This is a genomic window from Dyella ginsengisoli, assembly GCF_044904665.1.
In the GTDB taxonomy this organism is placed as follows: domain Bacteria; phylum Pseudomonadota; class Gammaproteobacteria; order Xanthomonadales; family Rhodanobacteraceae; genus Dyella_A; species Dyella_A ginsengisoli.
In genome coordinates, this window is the sequence record NZ_JADIKM010000002.1 from 230,584 (window position 1) to 247,177 (window position 16,594).

The following is a 16,594-nucleotide window of genomic DNA, read 5'->3' on the forward strand; positions in this document are numbered from 1 at the left end:
GCCGGCTCTTCAGGCGCGGAGTTCCGAGCTCCGCTCGTTCTGGGCTCCGTGCGCCGAGCTCGGCACTCCGCGGCTCGGGAAAACAGCTCGGCGGGCGAGGCTTTCGGGCGGCGCACCGAACCAGCGGTGCGCGAGCCGCCGCCACGCCGACGCGCCATCCGGCGAAAAATCCGCAGGTACCCGACCTCGCTATCCGCCCCGGTGCGGATAGGCACGGTCGGGACAGCCGAGCCAGGAACTTCAATCCCACCGATGCTTTGCGCCCCAGCCTGACCATTCGGCAGCCTATCCGGCGGCCTTGCCCAGCAGCATTTTCAGGGTGGTCATCGAGGCATGAAGCGCATCCAGGCGAATGTCGCCGTAGCCGAACAGCAGGCCCTGCCCGCGCCGTCGCCCCGCGTGGAAGCCGGCGATGCCGTAGAGGCCGATCTGTTTTCTACGCGCCGCATCGATCACCGCAGCCTCGGTGAGCCCGTGGCGCAGACGCGCGGTGAGGTGAATGCCGGCGGCGGGGACGATGGGCTCGAACCAGGGCGCGAGTCCGCCGCGGAGGTGGTCGAGCAATGCCTCGCGGCGGCGGGCGTAGTGCTTCTGCACGCGGCGCAGGTGCTTGGCGAAGTGGCCGTCCAGCATGAAGCGGGCGAGCGCGGTCTGGGTGAGGTTGCAGCCGTGCCAGTCGTTGAGCTGGCGGGCCTTGGTGAAGGCGTCGAGCAGGCCGGCCGGCGGCACCGCGTAGCCGATGCGCAGCTCCGGAAAAATCGTCTTGGAGAAGGTACCGACGTAGACCACCACGCCGGCGCGGTCCAGGCTCTTGAGCGAATCGAGCGGGCGGCCTTCGAAGCGGAACTCGCCGTCGTAGTCGTCCTCGAGGATCAGTGCACCGCGTCCGGACGCCCAGGCCAGCAGCGCGAGCCGGCGCTCCAGGCTCATCGGCATGCCCAGCGGAAACTGGTGCGAGGGCGTGACGTAGACCAGCTTGGCATCGTCGGGCAGCCGCTCGACCACCAGCCCCTGCGCGTCCACCGGCACCGGCACCACGCGTGCGCCGAGCGCGAGCAGGCTGGCGCGCGCGGGCGGGTAGCCGGGGTCTTCCATCGCCACGGTGTCGCCGGGCGCAATCATCACGCGCGCGGTGAGGTCGATCGCCTGCTGCGCGCCCTGGGTCACGATCACCTGCTGCCACTGGCAGGCGACCGCGCGACTGAAGCCGACGTATTGCGCGATGGCCAGTCGCAGTTCCTGCTCACCGGCGGGATCGCGATAGCTGCCCCGCCCGCGTGCCTGCACGCGCAGCGCGTGGGCGATGCAACGGCGCCAGGCGTCGAACGGAAACAGCGTCTTGTCGGTGACGCCACCGAGGTAATCGATGGGCGGCGTGCTGCCTGGCGTGGGCATCGCCAGGGCCGGTGGCACACGTTTCCACACGGACGCAGGACGCGGGCCGCGCGGGCTGCGCGCTTCCGTGTGCGCGGCGTCGTGCGCCACGCCATCGGCGACGAAGGTGCCATCGCCCTGCCGCGCCACGAGGTAGCCCTCGGCGATCAACTGGTCGAACGCTTCCAGCGTGGTCTTGCGCGACACACCCAGTTGCGTGGCCAGGTCGCGCGTGGACGGCAACCGTTCGCCGGCCGGCAGGCGCCCATCGGCAATGGCCCCGCGCAGTTGGCGATAAAGCTGTCCGGCGAGGTCGCGGCGGCCGTGGATGCTGACGTGAATGTCCATGGCACTGGTTACCTCGAAATTCCTGAAAATGGTTATTCAAGCAAACCAGTGGGAAGCCTAGCCTGTTCCCACCGAATCACCCATCCCGCCATCTCGAGGAGTCACGTCATGCAACAGCGTCTCGATTTCTACAAAGCCAGCCCGGAAGCCATCAAGGCCATGGTGGGCCTGGAACAGCGCATCGCGAAGAGCGACCTGGAAAAGTCCCTGGTGGAGCTGGTGCGCCTGCGCGCCTCGCAGATCAACGGCTGTGCGTATTGCGTGGACACCCATTCCGCCGATGCCCGCAAGGCCGGCGAGAACGAGCGTCGCCTCGCCACGCTGAGCGTGTGGCGCGAGACCGCGTTCTTCACCGATCGCGAGCGTGCCGCGCTGGCCTGGACCGAATCGCTCACCCTGATCAGCCAGACCCACGCGCCGGACGAACTGTGGGAAGAGGTGCGCCCGCACTTCACCGACGCCGAGCTCACCGACCTCACCCTGCTGGTGACCGCCATCAACGGCTGGAACCGCTTCGCCATCGCGTTCCGCAAGCTGCCGGCCTGAGCGCCCTCGCCGCCCCACGGAGTCCACCGCATGAGCACGTTCCTGCGTCGCCTGTCCGCCCTAGCCATCCCGCTCGCCTTCGCCGCCAGCGCGCCGCTGCTGGCGCATGAAACCGGCGGCAAGGAATCGCACCAGCTGCTGATGCAGCAGGCGCTGCCCGACGCGCCGGGCAAGCACGTGGTGATGGTCACCGTGACCTACGCGCCGGGCGCCGCATCCGACGCGCACCTGCACCCCGGCTCGGTGTTCGCCTATGTGCTCACCGGCGCCGTGATCTCCCAGCTGGAAGGCCAGCCGCCGCACACCTATCGCCAAGGCGAGAGCTGGTACGAGACGCCGCGCGTGCACCACCTGGTGTCGCGCAATGCCAGCTCGACCCAGCCGGCGACGCTGCTTGTATTCGCGGTAGGCGGCGAGGGTGAGCCGATCAAACTTCCGTTGCCTGATGCCAGGGCCACCGCCGCGCTGCTGCCGCGCATCGCCGGGTACTGATCGAATACCCGCCACTGCGCACCCGCGCGTGCAACCGTCTGCCGGTTCGCTACGTATCTCTCGCACTTCTTTCCGATGAGATACGCCATGGCACACACCATCTGGATCACGGGCGCTTCCGGCGCGATCGGCTCGGCGCTGGCGCGGCGGCTGTCCGCGCGCGGCTGCCGGCTGGCACTCACCGCGCGCGACAGCTCGCGGCTGGACCATCTGGCCGCCAGTCTGCCGGGCGAAGCGCTGGTGCTGGCCGGCGACCTGACCGACGCGGCGACCGCCACCGCGCTGCTGCAGACGGCGCAGGCGACGCTGGGGCCGATCACCGGCTTCGCGCACTGCGTGGGTTCCACCCTGATTCGCCCGCTGCACCTCACCGGCGAGGCGGACCTGCAGGCGATCTTCCAGCTGAACTACTTCAGCGCGTTCCACGCATTGAAAGCGTTTGTCGCCGCGGCGCTCAAGCACAAGGAACCGGCCAGTGCGGTGCTGGTGGGCACGCTGGTGGCGCAGGCGGGCTTTCCCAATCACGAGGCGATCGCCAGCGCCAAGGCGGCGGTGGCGGCGCTGGCGATGAGCACGGCGGCGACTTACGCGGAAAAAGGCATCCGGGTGAACTGCGTGCATCCGGGCCTTACCCGCTCGGCGCTGTCGGCGCGGCTCACTGGCACGCCGGAGGCGATCGAGCGCAACAGCAAGATGAATCCGATGGGCGTGGTCGGCGAAGGCGAGGACAGCGCGGCGCTGATCGACCTTCTGCTCAGTGACGACGCTCGTTGGATCACCGCGCAGCAGATCGGCGTGGACGGCGGCCAGGCGGTGGTCCACCCGCTGCCCAAAGCCTGAATCACACTGCTGCCAACATGCACCGCAAACCGCACCTGCCGAGCAAGACCTGCCCCGTGTGCCAACGCCCGTTCGCGTGGCGCAAGAAGTGGGAGCGCGTGTGGGACGAGGTGCGCTACTGCAGCGAGCGTTGCCGTCGTTCGAAAACCCCGGAGGTGAAGCCATGACCTGCCTGCGACTGATCCTGGGCGACCAGCTCAACGCGCGGCACCCGTGGTTCCGCGACGTCGACGACGCCATCGTCTACGTGATGATGGAGGTGCGCAGCGAGACCGACTACGTGCGCCACCACGCGCAGAAAGTGCTGGGCATCTTCGCCGCGATGCGCCGCTTCGGCGAGGCGCTGGTCAAGGCCGGGCACCGCGTGGAATACCTGCGCATCGGCGACACCCGCAACCAGCACAGCTTCGCCGCCAACCTGCCGTGGCTGATCGCGCAGCTCGGCGCCACGCGGCTGGAACGAATGGAAGCGGACGAGTGGCGGGTGGAGCAGGCGCTGCTGGAAGCGTTCGAGGCGAGCGCCCTGCCCAACGCGGTAGTGAGCGCCGAGCACTTTTTGTTGGAGCGCGACGAGGCGGCCAGGCGCTTCGAGAAGAAAGTGCCGCGGATGGAGTTCTTCTATCGCGACCTGCGCCGGCGCCACCAGATCCTGCTGGAACCCGATGGCGAACCGCGCGGCGGACGCTGGAACTTCGACGCGGAGAACCGCGCCAAGTGGCCGGGCGATCCACCGGCGCCGGCATGGCCGTGGCAGAAGCACGACCTGCGCGCGCTGTGGGAAGAGATCGAGGCAGCCGGCGTGCAGACGATGGGCGAGCCGTCGGCGGAGGCGTTTGGCTGGCCGCTCACACGGCGCGAGGCGCAGGCTTGGCTGAAAGATTTCATCGCCCAGCGGCTGGTGCATTTCGGGCGCTTTCAGGATGCGATCAGCGGGCGGTCGCGCACGTTGTTCCACGCCGGGCTGTCGTTCGCGCTGAACCTCAAGATGCTGCATCCGCGCGAGGTGATCGAGGCGGCGGTGGAGGCCTTCGAGCGCGGCGAGGCGGACCTGGCTGACACCGAAGGCTTCGTGCGGCAGATCCTCGGCTGGCGCGAGTACGTGCGCGGCATCTACTGGGCGCGCATGCCGAACTACGCCACCCTCAATGCGCTCGACGCGAAGCGGCCGCTGCCGGCGTGGTACTGGACGGCGGACACCAAGATGGCCTGCCTGCGCGCGGCGATCGGCCAGTCGCTGGCGCTGGGCTACGCGCATCACATCCAGCGGCTGATGCTCACCGGCAATTTCGCCCTGCTCGCCGGCTGCGATCCCGATGAAGTCGATGCCTGGTATCTGGGCATCTACGTCGACGCGTTCGAGTGGGTGGAAATGCCCAACACGCGCGGCATGAGCCAGTTCGCCGACGGTGGCATCGTGGGCAGCAAGCCGTACAGCGGATCGGCGGCCTACGTGAATCGTCAGTCCGACCACTGCAAGGGCTGTCACTACACGCACACCAAACGCCACGGCGAACGCGCCTGCCCGTTCAACAGTCTGTACTGGCATTTCCACGCGCGGCACCAGGCGACCTTCGGGCGCAATCCGCGGCTGGGCATGACCTACCGCAGCTGGGAAAAGATGGAACCAGCCGAACGGGCGTCCACGCTGGCGCAGGCGGAGCGGTATCTGGCCCAGGTAGATACGCTGTAACCCGCGTTGAAACGAGGCCGGACAGCGGGGACCCGACACCGTATCGCGACGTCAGGGCGACTTACTTGCCACCTGCCCCACCGCGCAGGCTGGACCGCCGCACGGTGAGCTTCACCGGCAGGATCGCGCTCTCCACCTTTTCGCCGCGGATCATCCGCAGCAGCGCCTCGACCAGCATCTCGCCGGCCTGGCGGGTGTCCTGCAGCACGGTGGTGAGCGCCGGATTGACGAAGCGCGCCATGGGGATGTCGTCGAAGCCGGCGAGCGCCACGTCCTCGGGCACCTTCAGGCCGTGCTCGTCCAGCGCGCGCATGGCGCCGAAGGCGATCAGGTCGCTTGCAGCGAACACGGCATCGAACGGCGCGCCGCTGGCGATCAGCGCCTGCATCGCCTCGTAGCCGGCCAGCTCGGTGGTTTCGGCGTCCACCTGCAGCGCGGGATCGACCGCCACGCCCGCGGCCGCGAGCACGTCGGCATAGCCGCGATAGCGCTCCTGGAATTCCGGGTAGTGGCTGGAGGCGTCGCCGATGAAGGCGATGCGGCGGCAGCCCTGCGCGAGCAGGTGCTCGGCGATGGCGCGGCCGCCCTGGAAGTTGTCGCAGCCGATGGAGACGTCCGGCTGGTCGGGCAGCACTGCGCCCCAGCGCACCGACTGCGTGCCCTGCTCCACCAGCGTGGCCAGCTTGTCGCGATAGGCGAGGTAATCGCCGTAACCGAGCAGGATGATGCCGTCGGCCTTCTTGCTGTCGGCGTAGTCGGCGTGCCAGTCGCGCGAGAACTGCTGGAACGAGATCAGCAGGTCGTAGCCGTGCTGCGCGCAGGCGCGGGTGATCGAGCCCAGCATCGAAAGAAAAAACGGATTGATGTGCGAATCGTCGGCGGTGGGATCTTCGAAGATCAGCAGCGCCAGCGTGCCGGAGTGCTGGGTGCGCAGGTTCGACGCGTTCTTGTCGACCTTGTAGTTGAGCTGCTTGACCGCCGCCTCGATGCGCCGGCGGGTCTCCTCGTTGACCAGCGGGCTGCCGCGCAGCGCGCGCGACACCGTGGCCTGCGAGACGCCGGCCAGGTAGGCGATATCCAGCGAGGTGATTTTTCCCTTGGTCGCCACGATGCGGTGCGATTGCCCTTGGATGGAGGTATGCGCGCGGCCCAGACCGGAGCACTCGAATCCTAGCGGTTTTGCGCGGCAAGGTCGCGCGGCAATGCGACGCGAAGTGCAGCGCCCGAACCCGGCAGCCTGAACGGTGGCATCGGCGCGTAGCAAACGGATAACGCCGCGGTCACAGAGGGCTGCTTAGATTCCGCCGCCCCACCGCAAGGAATGCTTCCCCGTGCTCGCGCAGTATGTGTACCCCTCGACCCTCGGCCTGTTCCGCATCATCCGCCATGGCAGACGCTGGCGCGCCCTGCGCGAAGGCGCCGAGCTGGGCCGTTTCGAATGCGAGCAGAGCGCGCTGCATGCGCTGCGAGACGAGTACCCGCGTGCGCGCCTGCCGGCGCGGCTCGAACGCTGGCGCTTCCTGCCGCAGCTGGCGCTGGTGCACGCGCGGGCCAGCGATGCCGACGAGCTGCACTGGCAGCTGGAGGCGTAAGACCTCCCGCGCCCATCGTGGCCCGCGCCGAGAGGTTACGGGCGGAGGGCATCACGTGCCGGTAGGAGCCCGCTCGCGGGCGATGCTGTTGGCTTTGCATCGGCATCCAGAGGGAAAGGCATCACCCGCCAGCGGGCTCCTACACCGAGGGACGCGGGGCGGCTATTCCGCGGCGTTGATCACGGTGAGGAAGTCGCGACCGTAGCGCTTGAGCTTGGCTTCGCCCACGCCGCTGATCGAGGCCAGCTCGTCCTCGTTGGCGGGCATGGCGCGCAGCATCGCCAGCAACGTGGCGTCGTGGAACACCACGTAGGGCGGCACGCCGTGCTGCTTGGCCAGCTGCGAGCGGGTGGCGCGTAGCGCGTCCCACAGCGGCTGTTCGTAGGCCTCGATACCGATGCTCGCGCCGGTGACGATCTGGCTGTCGCGGCGGCGGCGCGCGCTGCGCACGGGGCGCGCGTCCTCGCGCAGCAGCACGCGCTGGCCGCCGGTGAGCACGTCGCGACTGGCGGCGGTGAGGCGCAGCGTGCCATAACCCTCCGGATCGGTGGCCAGCAGGCCGGCGGCGAGCAGCTGGCGGAACACCGAACGCCAGGCTTTCTCGTCCATGTCGGCGCCGACGCCGAAGGTGGTGAGCTTGTCATGGCCGAGCTGGTTCACGCGCTCGCCGTCGATGCCGCGCAGGATGTCGATGACGTGGCCGGAGCCGTAGCGCTGACCGCTGCGGTACACCGCCGAGAGCGCCTTCTGGGCCGGCACGGTGGCGTCCCAGGTTTTCGGCGGGGCGACGCAGTTGTCGCAGTTTCCGCACGGCCCCTGGTAGGGCTCGCCAAACGCGCCCAGCAGCAGCTCGCGACGGCAGCGCGTGGCCTCGGCGTAGGCCAGCAGCGATTCCAGCTTCTGCCGCTCGATGCGCTTGCGCTCGTCGGCCGATTCGGACTGGGCGATCATCTGGCTCATCGTCACCACGTCGGCCAGGCCGTAGATCATCCACGCCTCGGCGGGCAGGCCGTCGCGGCCGCCGCGGCCGGTTTCCTGGTAGTAGCCCTCCATCGAGCGCGGCAGGTCCAGGTGGGCGACGAAGCGCACGTCGGGCTTGTCGATGCCCATGCCGAAGGCGACGGTGGCGACCATCACCACGCCATCCTCGCGCAGGAAACGCTGCTGGTTCTTCGCGCGCACGGCGGCATCGAGCCCGGCGTGGTACGGCAGTGCCTCGAAGCCGGCGTCGGCCAGCCAGGCGGCGGTCTCGTCGACCTTCTTGCGGCTCAGGCAATAGACGATGCCGGACTCGCCGCGGTGGCCGTCGAGGAACTGCATCAGCTGCGTGCGCGGGTTGTGCTTGAGGCTGACGCGATAGCCGATATTGGGCCGGTCGAAGCTGGAGACGAACTGCCGTGCCTGCTGCAGCGCCAGGCGCTCGACGATCTCCTCGCGCGTGCGCGGGTCGGCGGTGGCGGTGAGCGCGATGCGCGGCACGTGGGGAAAGCGCTCGTGCAGCACCGCCAGCTCGCGGTATTCGGGGCGGAAATCGTGACCCCACTGCGACACGCAGTGCGCCTCGTCGATGGCGAACAGCGCCACCTCGGTGCGTTCGAGCAGGGCCAGCAGGCGCGGCGTGAGCAATCGCTCTGGCGCCACGTAGAGCAGGTCCAGCTCGCCGGCCATCAGCTGGCGCTCGACCTCGCGCTGGGTGTCGTTGTCCTGGCTGGAGTTGAGGTAGGCCGCGGCGACGCCGGCTTCGTGCAGGGCGTCGACCTGATCCTGCATCAGCGCGATCAGCGGCGACACCACGATGCCGGTGCCCTGCCGCACGATGGCGGGAATCTGGTAGCACAGCGACTTGCCGCCGCCGGTTGGCATCAGCACGAGCGCGTCGCCGCCCTCGATCACCTGCTCGACGATGGCCTGCTGCGGACCGCGGAAGCTGGAGTAACCGAAAACGCTTTGCAGGATGTGGAGCGGAGAGGAAGGCATCCGGCAGATGGTAACAAACGCACCGGCAGCGCCTGCCGGTGCGGCGCGGTCTGCGACATCGGCGCCGTGCGCGCTCAGAAGCCGGGCATACCCCACACGGCGCGGTCCAGGTCAGCGTCCAGCCCGAACCGCGCCAGCGGCACGCGGCCGTTCACCACGGCCACGCCCTCGGCCTTGAGCCGGCGCGCCTGCTCGCGGAATCCGCTGCTGCCCGGCGGCATCGCGATGTGCCCGCTGGCGCGCAGCACGCGAAACCACGGCAACTCGATGTCGTCCGGCACTTCGCCCAGCAAACGGCCGACCAGCCGCGCCCGGCCGGGCAGGCCCGCGCGCGCTGCGATGGCGCCGTAGCTGGCCACGCGTCCGGGCGGAATGGCCGCGATGGCGGCGTAGATGCGCTGCTGCGCCTCGGTCAGGGGCTCACGCGACGTGATCATGCAGTCGTGTCAAAGTAGAACGAGCCACAAGCCTGCCACGGAAGCCCTCGCCATGCGTCACTTCGAAGCCGTCCGCTCGCATCTCGGCGCCCAGCACGCGCTGCGTCACAACGACCCGTACCTGATCAGCTTCGACCTCGCCGTGGTCAGCGGCCGTCAGCAGGGGATCTACCTGGCCGAGCTGGAGGACGAGTCGGACCGCCGCTACCTGCGCATTTCCACGCCGATCGGGCCGCTCTCGGGCATCGATCCGAAGCGCGCCCTGCGCTTCAACTGGGAGCAGCGTACGGGCTTCCTCGCGGTCACCGACCTCGACGGCTCGCCCTACCTGCACCTGTGCGAAAACCGCCCCTATGACGTACTCGATGCGGCCGAGCTGGAGCGCGTGATCATGGAGCTGGGCACGCTGGGCGACCAGCTGGAACAGGCGATCGCCGCGGAGAGCGACAGCTTCTGATCCGCGCCGGGTCGACGGACGCAAAAAAACCGGACCGCTGGGAAGCGGCCCGGTTTTTTTATCACCTCGCGATCAGCTCCAGCCCTGCACCAGTCGCACCAGAGCGTAGGCCAGCAGCGCCGTGACCGGCAGGGTGAGTATCCACGACCACACCATGCGCTCGACCACCGTCCAGCGGATCGCGTTGAAGCGCTTGGCCGCACCCACGCCCATGATCGAGGCGGACACGTTGTGCGTGGTCGATACAGGAATGCCCAGCGACGAGGCGAACAGGATCACCGCTGCCGAGCTGCCTTCCGCGGCGAAGCCGTTGATCGGATGCAGTTTGACCATCTTGTGGCCGAGCGTCCGGATGATGCGCCAGCCGCCGCCGGCGGTGCCAGCCGCCATGGTCAGCGCGCACACCACGGTGACCCACACCGGCACCGCGAACGGATGGCTGGCGTCGGAGGTGATGCGCAGGAAGTGCAGCCAGTCCGGCAGGTGATCGAACTGCCCGGCACTGGTGGCGCCGGCCAGCGCCAGCGCGATGATGCCCATGCTCTTCTGCGCGTCGTTCATGCCGTGGGAGATGCCCATCGCCGCGGCGGAAACGATCTGCGCCTTGCCGAACAGCGCGTTGACGAACGGCGTGCGGCCGAAACGCCGAAGGAAGCCGGTGCGGTTGGCCAGCCACGAGAACAGCGCGTACAGCGCCCCCATCAAGGCAAAGCCGAGCACGAAGCCCATCAGCGGCGACACCACCATCGGCACGATCACCTTGGGGATCACGCCGCTGCCCGACCACCAGCTGCCGGCGGCCCAGATCACCGCGCCGAAGTTGTTGCCGGCCCCGGCCACGGCCGCGCCCACCAGCCCGCCGACCAGCGCATGGCTGGAGCTGGACGGCAGGCCAAGCCACCAGGTGAGCAGGTTCCAGGCGATCGCCGAGAGCAGCGCGCAGACCAGCAGCTGCGGGCCCACGTCGACCACGTGGATGTCGATCAGCCCCTTGGCGATGGTCACCGCCACCGCGGTACCCCACAGCGCGCCGACCAGGTTGGTGACCGCGGCCATCAGCACAGCCTGGCCGGGCGTGAGCACCTTGGTCGCGACCACGGTGGCGATCGAGTTGGCGGTGTCGTGGAATCCGTTGATGTAGGTGAAGGCCAGCGCGATCGCCAGCACCATCACCACCATGCCCATGGTCATGCGCGGCTCCCGTGGACGGCGCGAAGCTTGTGCGTCAGCGACACGGCGGCGCCCTCAGGAATTCTTCAGCACGATCGAGTACACGACGTTGCCGACGTCGCGGCACTTGTCGATGGCCTTCTCGATCAGCTCGAACAGGTCCTTGGCCAGCATCGCGCGCATCACGTCGCCACCCTCCACATAGAGGTTGCGGTACGGCGCGAGCAGCATCTTGTCGCCTTCGGACTCCAGCGCCTGCAGGCGGTCCTGCAGCTTCTTGACCGGATCGATGCGCAGGCCGCGGCGCAGCTCGCCGATCATCTCCACCACCACCTCGGCGGAGCGTTCCAGCACCAGCGCGCGCTGGGCGAAATCGACGCCCTGCAGTCGATCCACCACGATGGCGTAGCGTTCGGCGAACTTCTCCACCGTCTTGGGAATCTTGTACAGCGCCGAATTCAGCGCCTCGATGTCCTCGCGATCGAGCGCGGTGACGAAGGTGTTCACCAGCTCCTCGCTGATCTGGGCGGCCAGCGCCTTTTCGCGAGCGCGGCTGGAGGCGAAGGCGGCCATCACCGGGGCGTGGTCGGTCTGGCTGACCAGCTCGCGCAGGGCGCGGGCGCTTTCGCAGGCGGCCTCGGCGCTCTGTTCGAGCAGGCCGTAGAAGCGGTCGCCTTTGCCAAACATCGCTTGCAGGGAAAACATCAGGGGCACCTTGGGACGGCATAAATGACGTTTATATTACAGGACCGCCCAGCCCAGCCGCAGCGCCGCCCACGTGAACAGTGGCGCCCCGCGCCCTACACTGTGCCGATGTTCGCCCACTCTCAAACCGCGCGATGCTGACCGAAATCGCGCTCGTCTTCGTGCTCTCGCTGTGCAACGGGTTCTTCGCGTTGTCGGAAATGGCGCTGGTGGCCTCGCGCAAGAGCCGCCTGAAGCAGCTGGCCGACCGCAGCCGCCGCGCCCGCGTGGCGCTGGGCCAGGCCGAGGCGCCGGAGCGCTTCCTCTCCACCGTGCAGGTGGGCATCACCATCGTGATGCTGCTCACCGGCGCACTGGCCGGCGATGCGCTGGGCGACCACATCGCCGAGGCGCTGCACCGCGGTGGAGCAGCCTGGCTGGAGCCTTATGCCCACGCGCTGGGTTTCACGCTGGGTTTCGTGGCGATCTCGTTCATCCAGATCGTGTTCGGCGAACTGGTGCCCAAGCGCCTCGCGCTGGCCGCACCGGAAACCGCCTCGATGGCGGTCGGCTTGCCGATGCTGGTGCTGTCACGGATCTGCGCGCCGTTCGTGTGGCTGCTCAACGTGTGCAGCTCGCTGGTGCTCCGGCTGCTGCGGGTCACCGACAAGGGCACCAGCGCGGTGACCGAGGAAGAGATCCGCCTGCTGGTGGCCGAGAGTGCCGAACAGGGCGTGCTGGACGCCGACGAGCACAACATGGTCAACCGCGTGCTGCGCCTGGGCGATCGCTCGGTGGACAGCGTGATGACCCCGCGCATGCGCATCGCCTGGCTGGACATCGCCGCGCCGCTGGCGGAGAACCTGGAGGTACTACGCGAGACGCCGTACTCCCGCTATCCGGTGTACCGCGGCGACGAGAGCGACATCGTCGGCGTGGTGGAGGTGAAGAGCCTGCTGGCCGACCTGGGCCAGGGCATGCCGGACCTGTTCCGGCATCTGTCCAAGCCTCTCTACGTGCCGGCCACCGGGCGCGCGCTGGACCTGCTGGAGGAATTCCGCGACGCCGAGACGCCGATGGCGCTGGTGGTGGACGAATACGGCGACATCGAAGGCGTGGTTACCATCAACGACCTGCTCTCGGCGGTGGTGGGAGTGGCCCAGCTCGGCCACGGCAGCACCGGCGAGGAGCACTCGCCGATCGTGCGGCGCGAGGATGGCAGCTGGCTGGTGGACGGTACGCTGTCCACCGACGACCTGCGCGAGCTGCTGCGCGTGGGCGAGCTGCCCGGCGAGGACGAGCACGATTTCCGCACCGTGGCCGGCATGGTGATGACCGCGCTGGGGCATATCCCGCAGGTGGGCGAGGTGTTCGCCTGGCGCGGCGTGCGCTTCGAGGTGGTGGACCTGGACGGCGCGCGCATCGACAAGCTGTTGGTGGCGCGCACGGCCGCGCCGGACAACGCCGACGACGAGGCCACGCGCGGCGGCTGAACCCGTCTGCCCCGCCATGCGCGCCACACCCGACGATCATCCCCGCGCCACCGAGCTGCTGCGGCGCGCGATCGAAGCACACGCCGGGGAACGCATTCCGCTGGACACGCTGCTGCAACCGCTGCAGCGGCGCGCGTTCGGCTTCCTGCTGATCCTGCTGGCCGTGCCCAACTTCATGCCGGTGGCGATCGGCATCGGCGGTGTGATGGGTGTAGGCGTAATCGCGCTGGGCGTGCAGATGGCGGCGGGGCTGGAGCAACCCTGGCTGCCGCGCTGGCTGGGCCGGCGCACGCTGTCGCGCGCCGCGCTGCTGCGCTTCCTGCAGCGGATCGCGCCGGCTACGCGCTGGCTGGAGCGCGCCTGCCGGCCACGCCTGCCCGGGCTCACGCAGCGACCGCTCACGGTGCTCTCCGGCGTGGTGATGCTCGTGCTCGGGCTGCTGCTCGCGCTGCCGCTGCCGTTCACCAACTACCTATTCGGCGGCCTGCTGCTGGCGTTCGCGTTTGCCCTGATCGAGCGCGACGGCGCGCTGCTGCTGGGCATCTGGCTGGCCACGCTGGCCAGTCTGGCGGCGTCGGCCACGCTCAGCCGCGCGCTGCTGGAGCTGCTGCGCAGCTACTTCTAGTCAGGGATCGCCGGATCAGGACTGGCCGCGCTCGCCGGCCAGCTGGGCCATGCGCTGCGCGTCGGCGAAGATGCCGTGCATCACGCGCAGCTCGCGCTCGCTCATCTGCGCGCGCTGGAACAGCTTGCGCAGCCTGAGCATGATCGTGGTCGGCGTGCGGCCCTTGTGGAAGTCGATGTCGTCCAGCGTCTGCGCCAGGTGCTCGAAGAAGCGCTCCATCTGCTCGGCATCGGCCGGCGGCTCCTCGTGCAGCGGCGGCGCCTCGGGCAGCTCGCCGCCCAGCAGCGCCAGGCGCAGTTCGTAGGCCATGACCTGCACCGCCTGGGAGAGATTGAGCGAGCTGAAATCCTCCACGCTGGGAATGCGCACCATCGCGTGGCAGCGGGCCAGCTCCTCGTTCTCCAGACCGGTGCGCTCGTTGCCGAAGACCAGCGCCACCTGCTCGCCCCGGGCGGCCGCGGCCAACGCTTGTGCCACACCTTCGCGCGGACTCAGCTCGGGCAGGTTCACCCCCCGCCGGCGCGCGGACAGGCCCAGCGCGAAGGTGCTGCCGGCCAGCGCGTCGACCAGGCCGTCATGCACCGGGGCGGACTCCAGCACGTCATCGGCGCCGGCGGCCAGCGCCGATGCCTCGGGGTCGGGGAAGCGGTGCGGCGCCACCAGGCTAAGCCGGGTGAAGCCCATCGTGCGGATCGCCCGCGCGGTGCTGCCGATGTTGCCCGGATGCGAAGTACGCACCAGCACGAAGCGGAACAGCGGGGCGAGGTCGAGGGCGGGCATGCGGAGCCATCCGGACAAAAAACGGGCGCCAAGAATAGTCGAGATGGCGCCAATCCCGCCCCTTTCCGGGCGGGCCGCCGCGCCACGAACTGCCGCCGGCGACCGGCTCTGCTAGAATCCGCGGCCGCTAACCCGCTCTTTTGCAAAGTCGAAGCCATGCCCAGACCCGCCGTCACCATCGCGGCGCGCGCCGCGCGCGCTGCAGGAAACATCATCCTGCGCTACATGAACCGCATCGACGGGCTGAATGTCGTCGAGAAGCAGCAGATGGACTTCGTCTCCGAAGTCGACAAGCTGGCCGAGGCCGAGATCATCAAGGAACTGCGCCGCGCCTACCCCGACCACGCCATCCTCGGCGAGGAAAGCGGCGCCATCGGCAAGGGCCCGCTGCAGTGGGTGATCGACCCGCTCGACGGCACCCACAACTACCTGCGCGGCATCCCCCATTTTTCCGTGTCGATCGCTCTGCTCGAAAAGGGCGTGCCGGTGCACGGCGTGGTGTTCGATCCGCTGCGCGACGAGCTGTACACCGCCAGCAAGGGCGACGGTGCCTTCCTCAACGATCGCCGCATGCGCGTGAGCAAGCGCGAGAACCTGGGCGGCGCGATGATCGCCACCGGCTTCCCCTATCGCCAGCGCGCGCACCTCACCCCGCAGCTGGACATGACCCGCGCGATCCTCGGCCAGGCCGAGGACATCCGCCGCTCGGGCTCCGCCGCGCTGGACCTGGCCTACACCGCCGCCGGCCGCTACGACGGCTACTTCGAGATCGGCCTGAAGCCGTGGGACATGGCCGCCGGCGTGCTGCTGGTGCACGAAGCGGGCGGTCGCTACTGCGACTTCGCCGGCCGCGACGGCATCCCCGCCAGCGGCAACCTGATCGCCGGCAACCTCAACGTGGCCAAGGCGATGGTCGACGCCATCGGTGCGAACGCCACGCCGGCGCTGCTCAAGGCCTGAGGTCCCTGATCCAACGTACGCACAAAGGGCGCCTCACGGCGCCCTTCGTCGTTTCGGGACGGCAGCGTCAACGCGAGGGATCGGGCTCCACCACCACCGCGGTGCCGTAGCAGAGCACTTCGGTCAGGCCCGCCATCACTTCGGTGGCGTCATAGCGCATGGCGATGATCGCGTTGGCGCGCTTCTGCCGCGCGTGCATGACCATCTGGCGGTAGGTCTCCGCCCGCGCCTGCTCGCACAGCGAGGTGTAGATGGTGATGTTGCCGCCGAACAGGGTCTGCAGCCCGCCGACAAAATTGCCGACGATGGAGCGCGAGCGCACCGTGAGGCCGCGCACCACGCCCATGTTTTTCACCACGCGATAGCCCGGGATCTCCAGCGCCGTGGTCACCATGGCGTCGGTGAGCGCCACGCCAGCGTCGAGCGGGGCCTGAGCGGAGTTGTAGGGATCGGACATCAACGTTCCTTCGGTCTGGAGCCAGGCGAATCGCGGCCGCCGCAGCATCCATGATCGACGCCCTGCCGGACAGTGCCGTCGGGGCGGTCAGTGATCCGCGTCCTGGTGTTTTGCCGGGAGCGGCTGCGGGCAGTCGGTGACGTCCACATCGCCGATCCGCTCGGCCAGGACCTGATCCCGCGGCGCCACTGCGCTGTCCGGCGCGACCGCACCCAACGCGCCACCCCAGACGCCTACGTTTCCGCTCAGGCCGGTAGGCGCCAGCTGCAGCATCACGTCCACCCCGCCGTCCGGCGAGCGACCGAGGTCGAACGAAGCCCCGCTGCCATCTGGCCAAAGCGTCCAGGTCAGGAACCGGAACCGTCTGGCCTGCGGCGCGTGGATTCCCTCGCCACCCCCCGGGCGGGCTGGCTCAAGGAACAGGCAGCCGTTGACCGGATCGCGCTCCATCCACTGGCGCATCCGCCGGCCGGCCCGGTTGAGCAGCGGCCGTCCGGACAGCACCAAGGTGCCGGTGCGATCCGCATCGACCGACACGTCCGAGCACGTGCCATGGCAGAAGCGAACGGCATAGACGCCCGCGTAAGCTGGCGGATGCGCGGTCGCATAAGGATCCTGCGCTGCCGCCTGCAGCATCCCGATCAGCAACCATGCTTGCGACCACCCGAACAT

General features: G+C 68.9%; 19 protein-coding genes. 10 read left to right on the forward strand and 9 right to left on the reverse strand.

Annotation, left to right across the window (positions count from 1 at the left end; genetic code table 11):
• Positions 1 to 285: 285 nt before the first annotated feature.
• Positions 286 to 1,722 (reverse strand): MocR-like pyridoxine biosynthesis transcription factor PdxR, encoded by a 1,437-nt coding sequence (pdxR, locus tag ISP17_RS08030; RefSeq protein ID WP_404631873.1) that lies wholly within the window; start codon positions 1,720 to 1,722, stop codon positions 286 to 288.
• 108 nt (positions 1,723 to 1,830) lie between these two features.
• On the opposite strand from pdxR, the gene ISP17_RS08035 reads away from it, so the two are divergent.
• From ISP17_RS08035 to ISP17_RS08055, 5 genes are all read left to right on the forward strand, one after another.
• Positions 1,831 to 2,268, forward strand: a complete 438-nt coding sequence (locus ISP17_RS08035) for a carboxymuconolactone decarboxylase family protein (protein ID WP_404631875.1) — start codon at positions 1,831 to 1,833, stop codon at positions 2,266 to 2,268.
• 30 nt (positions 2,269 to 2,298) lie between these two features.
• Positions 2,299 to 2,760, forward strand: a complete 462-nt coding sequence (locus ISP17_RS08040) for a cupin domain-containing protein (protein ID WP_404631877.1) — start codon at positions 2,299 to 2,301, stop codon at positions 2,758 to 2,760.
• 87 nt (positions 2,761 to 2,847) lie between these two features.
• Positions 2,848 to 3,600 (forward strand): SDR family NAD(P)-dependent oxidoreductase, encoded by a 753-nt coding sequence (locus tag ISP17_RS08045; RefSeq protein WP_404631879.1) that lies wholly within the window; start codon positions 2,848 to 2,850, stop codon positions 3,598 to 3,600.
• Between the two features lie 17 nt (positions 3,601 to 3,617).
• Complete coding sequence (locus tag ISP17_RS08050) at positions 3,618 to 3,767, forward strand: DUF2256 domain-containing protein (RefSeq protein WP_404631881.1); 150 nt, start codon at positions 3,618 to 3,620, stop codon at positions 3,765 to 3,767.
• Positions 3,764 to 5,290, forward strand: a complete 1,527-nt coding sequence (locus ISP17_RS08055) for a cryptochrome/photolyase family protein (protein ID WP_404631883.1) — start codon at positions 3,764 to 3,766, stop codon at positions 5,288 to 5,290. Before ISP17_RS08050 ends, ISP17_RS08055 begins: the two co-directional genes overlap by 4 nt.
• A 61-nt stretch (positions 5,291 to 5,351) precedes the next feature.
• Here the strand turns inward: ISP17_RS08055 and ISP17_RS08060 are convergent, their stop codons facing one another.
• Positions 5,352 to 6,398: a LacI family DNA-binding transcriptional regulator gene (locus tag ISP17_RS08060; protein WP_404631885.1), complete on the reverse strand. Its 1,047-nt coding sequence runs from the start codon at positions 6,396 to 6,398 to the stop codon at positions 5,352 to 5,354.
• A 223-nt stretch (positions 6,399 to 6,621) separates the two neighbouring features.
• Between ISP17_RS08060 and ISP17_RS08065 the strand changes: the two genes are divergently transcribed.
• On the forward strand, positions 6,622 to 6,882 hold the full coding sequence (locus ISP17_RS08065) for a hypothetical protein (protein ID WP_404631887.1): 261 nt from the start codon (positions 6,622 to 6,624) through the stop codon (positions 6,880 to 6,882).
• A gap of 162 nt (positions 6,883 to 7,044) precedes the next feature.
• Here the strand turns inward: ISP17_RS08065 and recQ are convergent, their stop codons facing one another.
• Entirely contained in the window at positions 7,045 to 8,859 is a 1,815-nt protein-coding gene (gene recQ, locus ISP17_RS08070) for a DNA helicase RecQ (RefSeq protein ID WP_404631889.1), read from the reverse strand.
• Positions 8,860 to 8,933: 74 nt separating this feature from the next.
• Entirely contained in the window at positions 8,934 to 9,296 is a 363-nt protein-coding gene (locus ISP17_RS08075) for an MGMT family protein (RefSeq protein ID WP_404631891.1), read from the reverse strand.
• Between the two features lie 52 nt (positions 9,297 to 9,348).
• Here ISP17_RS08075 and ISP17_RS08080 point away from each other — a divergent pair, with 52 nt between their 5' ends.
• A complete protein-coding gene (locus ISP17_RS08080; RefSeq protein ID WP_404631893.1) occupies positions 9,349 to 9,753 on the forward strand; it encodes a hypothetical protein in 405 nt (134 codons plus the stop codon).
• Between the two features lie 72 nt (positions 9,754 to 9,825).
• Here the strand turns inward: ISP17_RS08080 and ISP17_RS08085 are convergent, their stop codons facing one another.
• Positions 9,826 to 10,944 carry an inorganic phosphate transporter gene (locus ISP17_RS08085; protein ID WP_404631895.1) on the reverse strand — a complete coding sequence of 373 codons (1,119 nt, stop codon included), beginning with the start codon at positions 10,942 to 10,944 and terminating at the stop codon, positions 9,826 to 9,828.
• Positions 10,945 to 10,998: 54 nt separating this feature from the next.
• Positions 10,999 to 11,628, reverse strand: a complete 630-nt coding sequence (locus ISP17_RS08090) for a DUF47 domain-containing protein (protein ID WP_404631897.1) — start codon at positions 11,626 to 11,628, stop codon at positions 10,999 to 11,001.
• 134 nt (positions 11,629 to 11,762) lie between these two features.
• On the opposite strand from ISP17_RS08090, the gene ISP17_RS08095 reads away from it, so the two are divergent.
• Entirely contained in the window at positions 11,763 to 13,100 is a 1,338-nt protein-coding gene (locus ISP17_RS08095; protein WP_404631899.1) for a hemolysin family protein, read from the forward strand.
• A gap of 16 nt (positions 13,101 to 13,116) precedes the next feature.
• Positions 13,117 to 13,725 carry an exopolysaccharide biosynthesis protein gene (locus tag ISP17_RS08100; RefSeq protein ID WP_404631901.1) on the forward strand — a complete coding sequence of 203 codons (609 nt, stop codon included), beginning with the start codon at positions 13,117 to 13,119 and terminating at the stop codon, positions 13,723 to 13,725.
• A 15-nt stretch (positions 13,726 to 13,740) separates the two neighbouring features.
• Here ISP17_RS08100 and ISP17_RS08105 read toward each other — a convergent pair whose 3' ends face one another.
• Positions 13,741 to 14,505 (reverse strand): RNA methyltransferase, encoded by a 765-nt coding sequence (locus tag ISP17_RS08105; RefSeq protein WP_404631903.1) that lies wholly within the window; start codon positions 14,503 to 14,505, stop codon positions 13,741 to 13,743.
• A 156-nt stretch (positions 14,506 to 14,661) separates the two neighbouring features.
• Between ISP17_RS08105 and ISP17_RS08110 the strand changes: the two genes are divergently transcribed.
• A complete protein-coding gene (locus tag ISP17_RS08110; protein WP_404631905.1) occupies positions 14,662 to 15,465 on the forward strand; it encodes an inositol monophosphatase family protein in 804 nt (267 codons plus the stop codon).
• Between the two features lie 67 nt (positions 15,466 to 15,532).
• Here ISP17_RS08110 and ISP17_RS08115 read toward each other — a convergent pair whose 3' ends face one another.
• Both ISP17_RS08115 and ISP17_RS08120 read right to left on the reverse strand, forming a co-directional pair.
• Positions 15,533 to 15,922 (reverse strand): YbjQ family protein, encoded by a 390-nt coding sequence (locus tag ISP17_RS08115; RefSeq protein ID WP_404631907.1) that lies wholly within the window; start codon positions 15,920 to 15,922, stop codon positions 15,533 to 15,535.
• 87 nt (positions 15,923 to 16,009) lie between these two features.
• Positions 16,010 to 16,594, reverse strand: coding sequence for a hypothetical protein (locus ISP17_RS08120; RefSeq protein ID WP_404631909.1), 585 nt, complete (start codon positions 16,592 to 16,594; stop codon positions 16,010 to 16,012).

What these genes read in the sequence shown, in the direction of transcription:
- ISP17_RS08095 (WP_404631899.1), top strand. Translation starts at nt 11,763, where the DNA reads ATGCTGACCGAAATCGCGCTCGTCTTCGTGCTCTCGCTGTGCAACGGG.
- ISP17_RS08040 (WP_404631877.1), top strand. Translation starts at nt 2,299, where the DNA reads ATGAGCACGTTCCTGCGTCGCCTGTCCGCCCTAGCCATCCCGCTCGCC.
- ISP17_RS08035 (WP_404631875.1), top strand. Translation starts at nt 1,831, where the DNA reads ATGCAACAGCGTCTCGATTTCTACAAAGCCAGCCCGGAAGCCATCAAG.
- ISP17_RS08050 (WP_404631881.1), top strand. Translation starts at nt 3,618, where the DNA reads ATGCACCGCAAACCGCACCTGCCGAGCAAGACCTGCCCCGTGTGCCAA.
- ISP17_RS08055 (WP_404631883.1), top strand. Translation starts at nt 3,764, where the DNA reads ATGACCTGCCTGCGACTGATCCTGGGCGACCAGCTCAACGCGCGGCAC.
- ISP17_RS08105 (WP_404631903.1), bottom strand. Translation starts at nt 14,505, where the DNA reads ATGCCCGCCCTCGACCTCGCCCCGCTGTTCCGCTTCGTGCTGGTGCGT.
- ISP17_RS08080 (WP_404631893.1), top strand. Translation starts at nt 9,349, where the DNA reads ATGCGTCACTTCGAAGCCGTCCGCTCGCATCTCGGCGCCCAGCACGCG.
- ISP17_RS08120 (WP_404631909.1), bottom strand. Translation starts at nt 16,594, where the DNA reads ATGTTCGGGTGGTCGCAAGCATGGTTGCTGATCGGGATGCTGCAGGCG.
- recQ (WP_404631889.1), bottom strand. Translation starts at nt 8,859, where the DNA reads ATGCCTTCCTCTCCGCTCCACATCCTGCAAAGCGTTTTCGGTTACTCC.
- ISP17_RS08090 (WP_404631897.1), bottom strand. Translation starts at nt 11,628, where the DNA reads ATGTTTTCCCTGCAAGCGATGTTTGGCAAAGGCGACCGCTTCTACGGC.
- ISP17_RS08100 (WP_404631901.1), top strand. Translation starts at nt 13,117, where the DNA reads ATGCGCGCCACACCCGACGATCATCCCCGCGCCACCGAGCTGCTGCGG.
- ISP17_RS08045 (WP_404631879.1), top strand. Translation starts at nt 2,848, where the DNA reads ATGGCACACACCATCTGGATCACGGGCGCTTCCGGCGCGATCGGCTCG.
- ISP17_RS08115 (WP_404631907.1), bottom strand. Translation starts at nt 15,922, where the DNA reads ATGTCCGATCCCTACAACTCCGCTCAGGCCCCGCTCGACGCTGGCGTG.
- ISP17_RS08075 (WP_404631891.1), bottom strand. Translation starts at nt 9,296, where the DNA reads ATGATCACGTCGCGTGAGCCCCTGACCGAGGCGCAGCAGCGCATCTAC.
- ISP17_RS08085 (WP_404631895.1), bottom strand. Translation starts at nt 10,944, where the DNA reads ATGACCATGGGCATGGTGGTGATGGTGCTGGCGATCGCGCTGGCCTTC.
- pdxR (WP_404631873.1), bottom strand. Translation starts at nt 1,722, where the DNA reads ATGGACATTCACGTCAGCATCCACGGCCGCCGCGACCTCGCCGGACAG.
- ISP17_RS08110 (WP_404631905.1), top strand. Translation starts at nt 14,662, where the DNA reads ATGCCCAGACCCGCCGTCACCATCGCGGCGCGCGCCGCGCGCGCTGCA.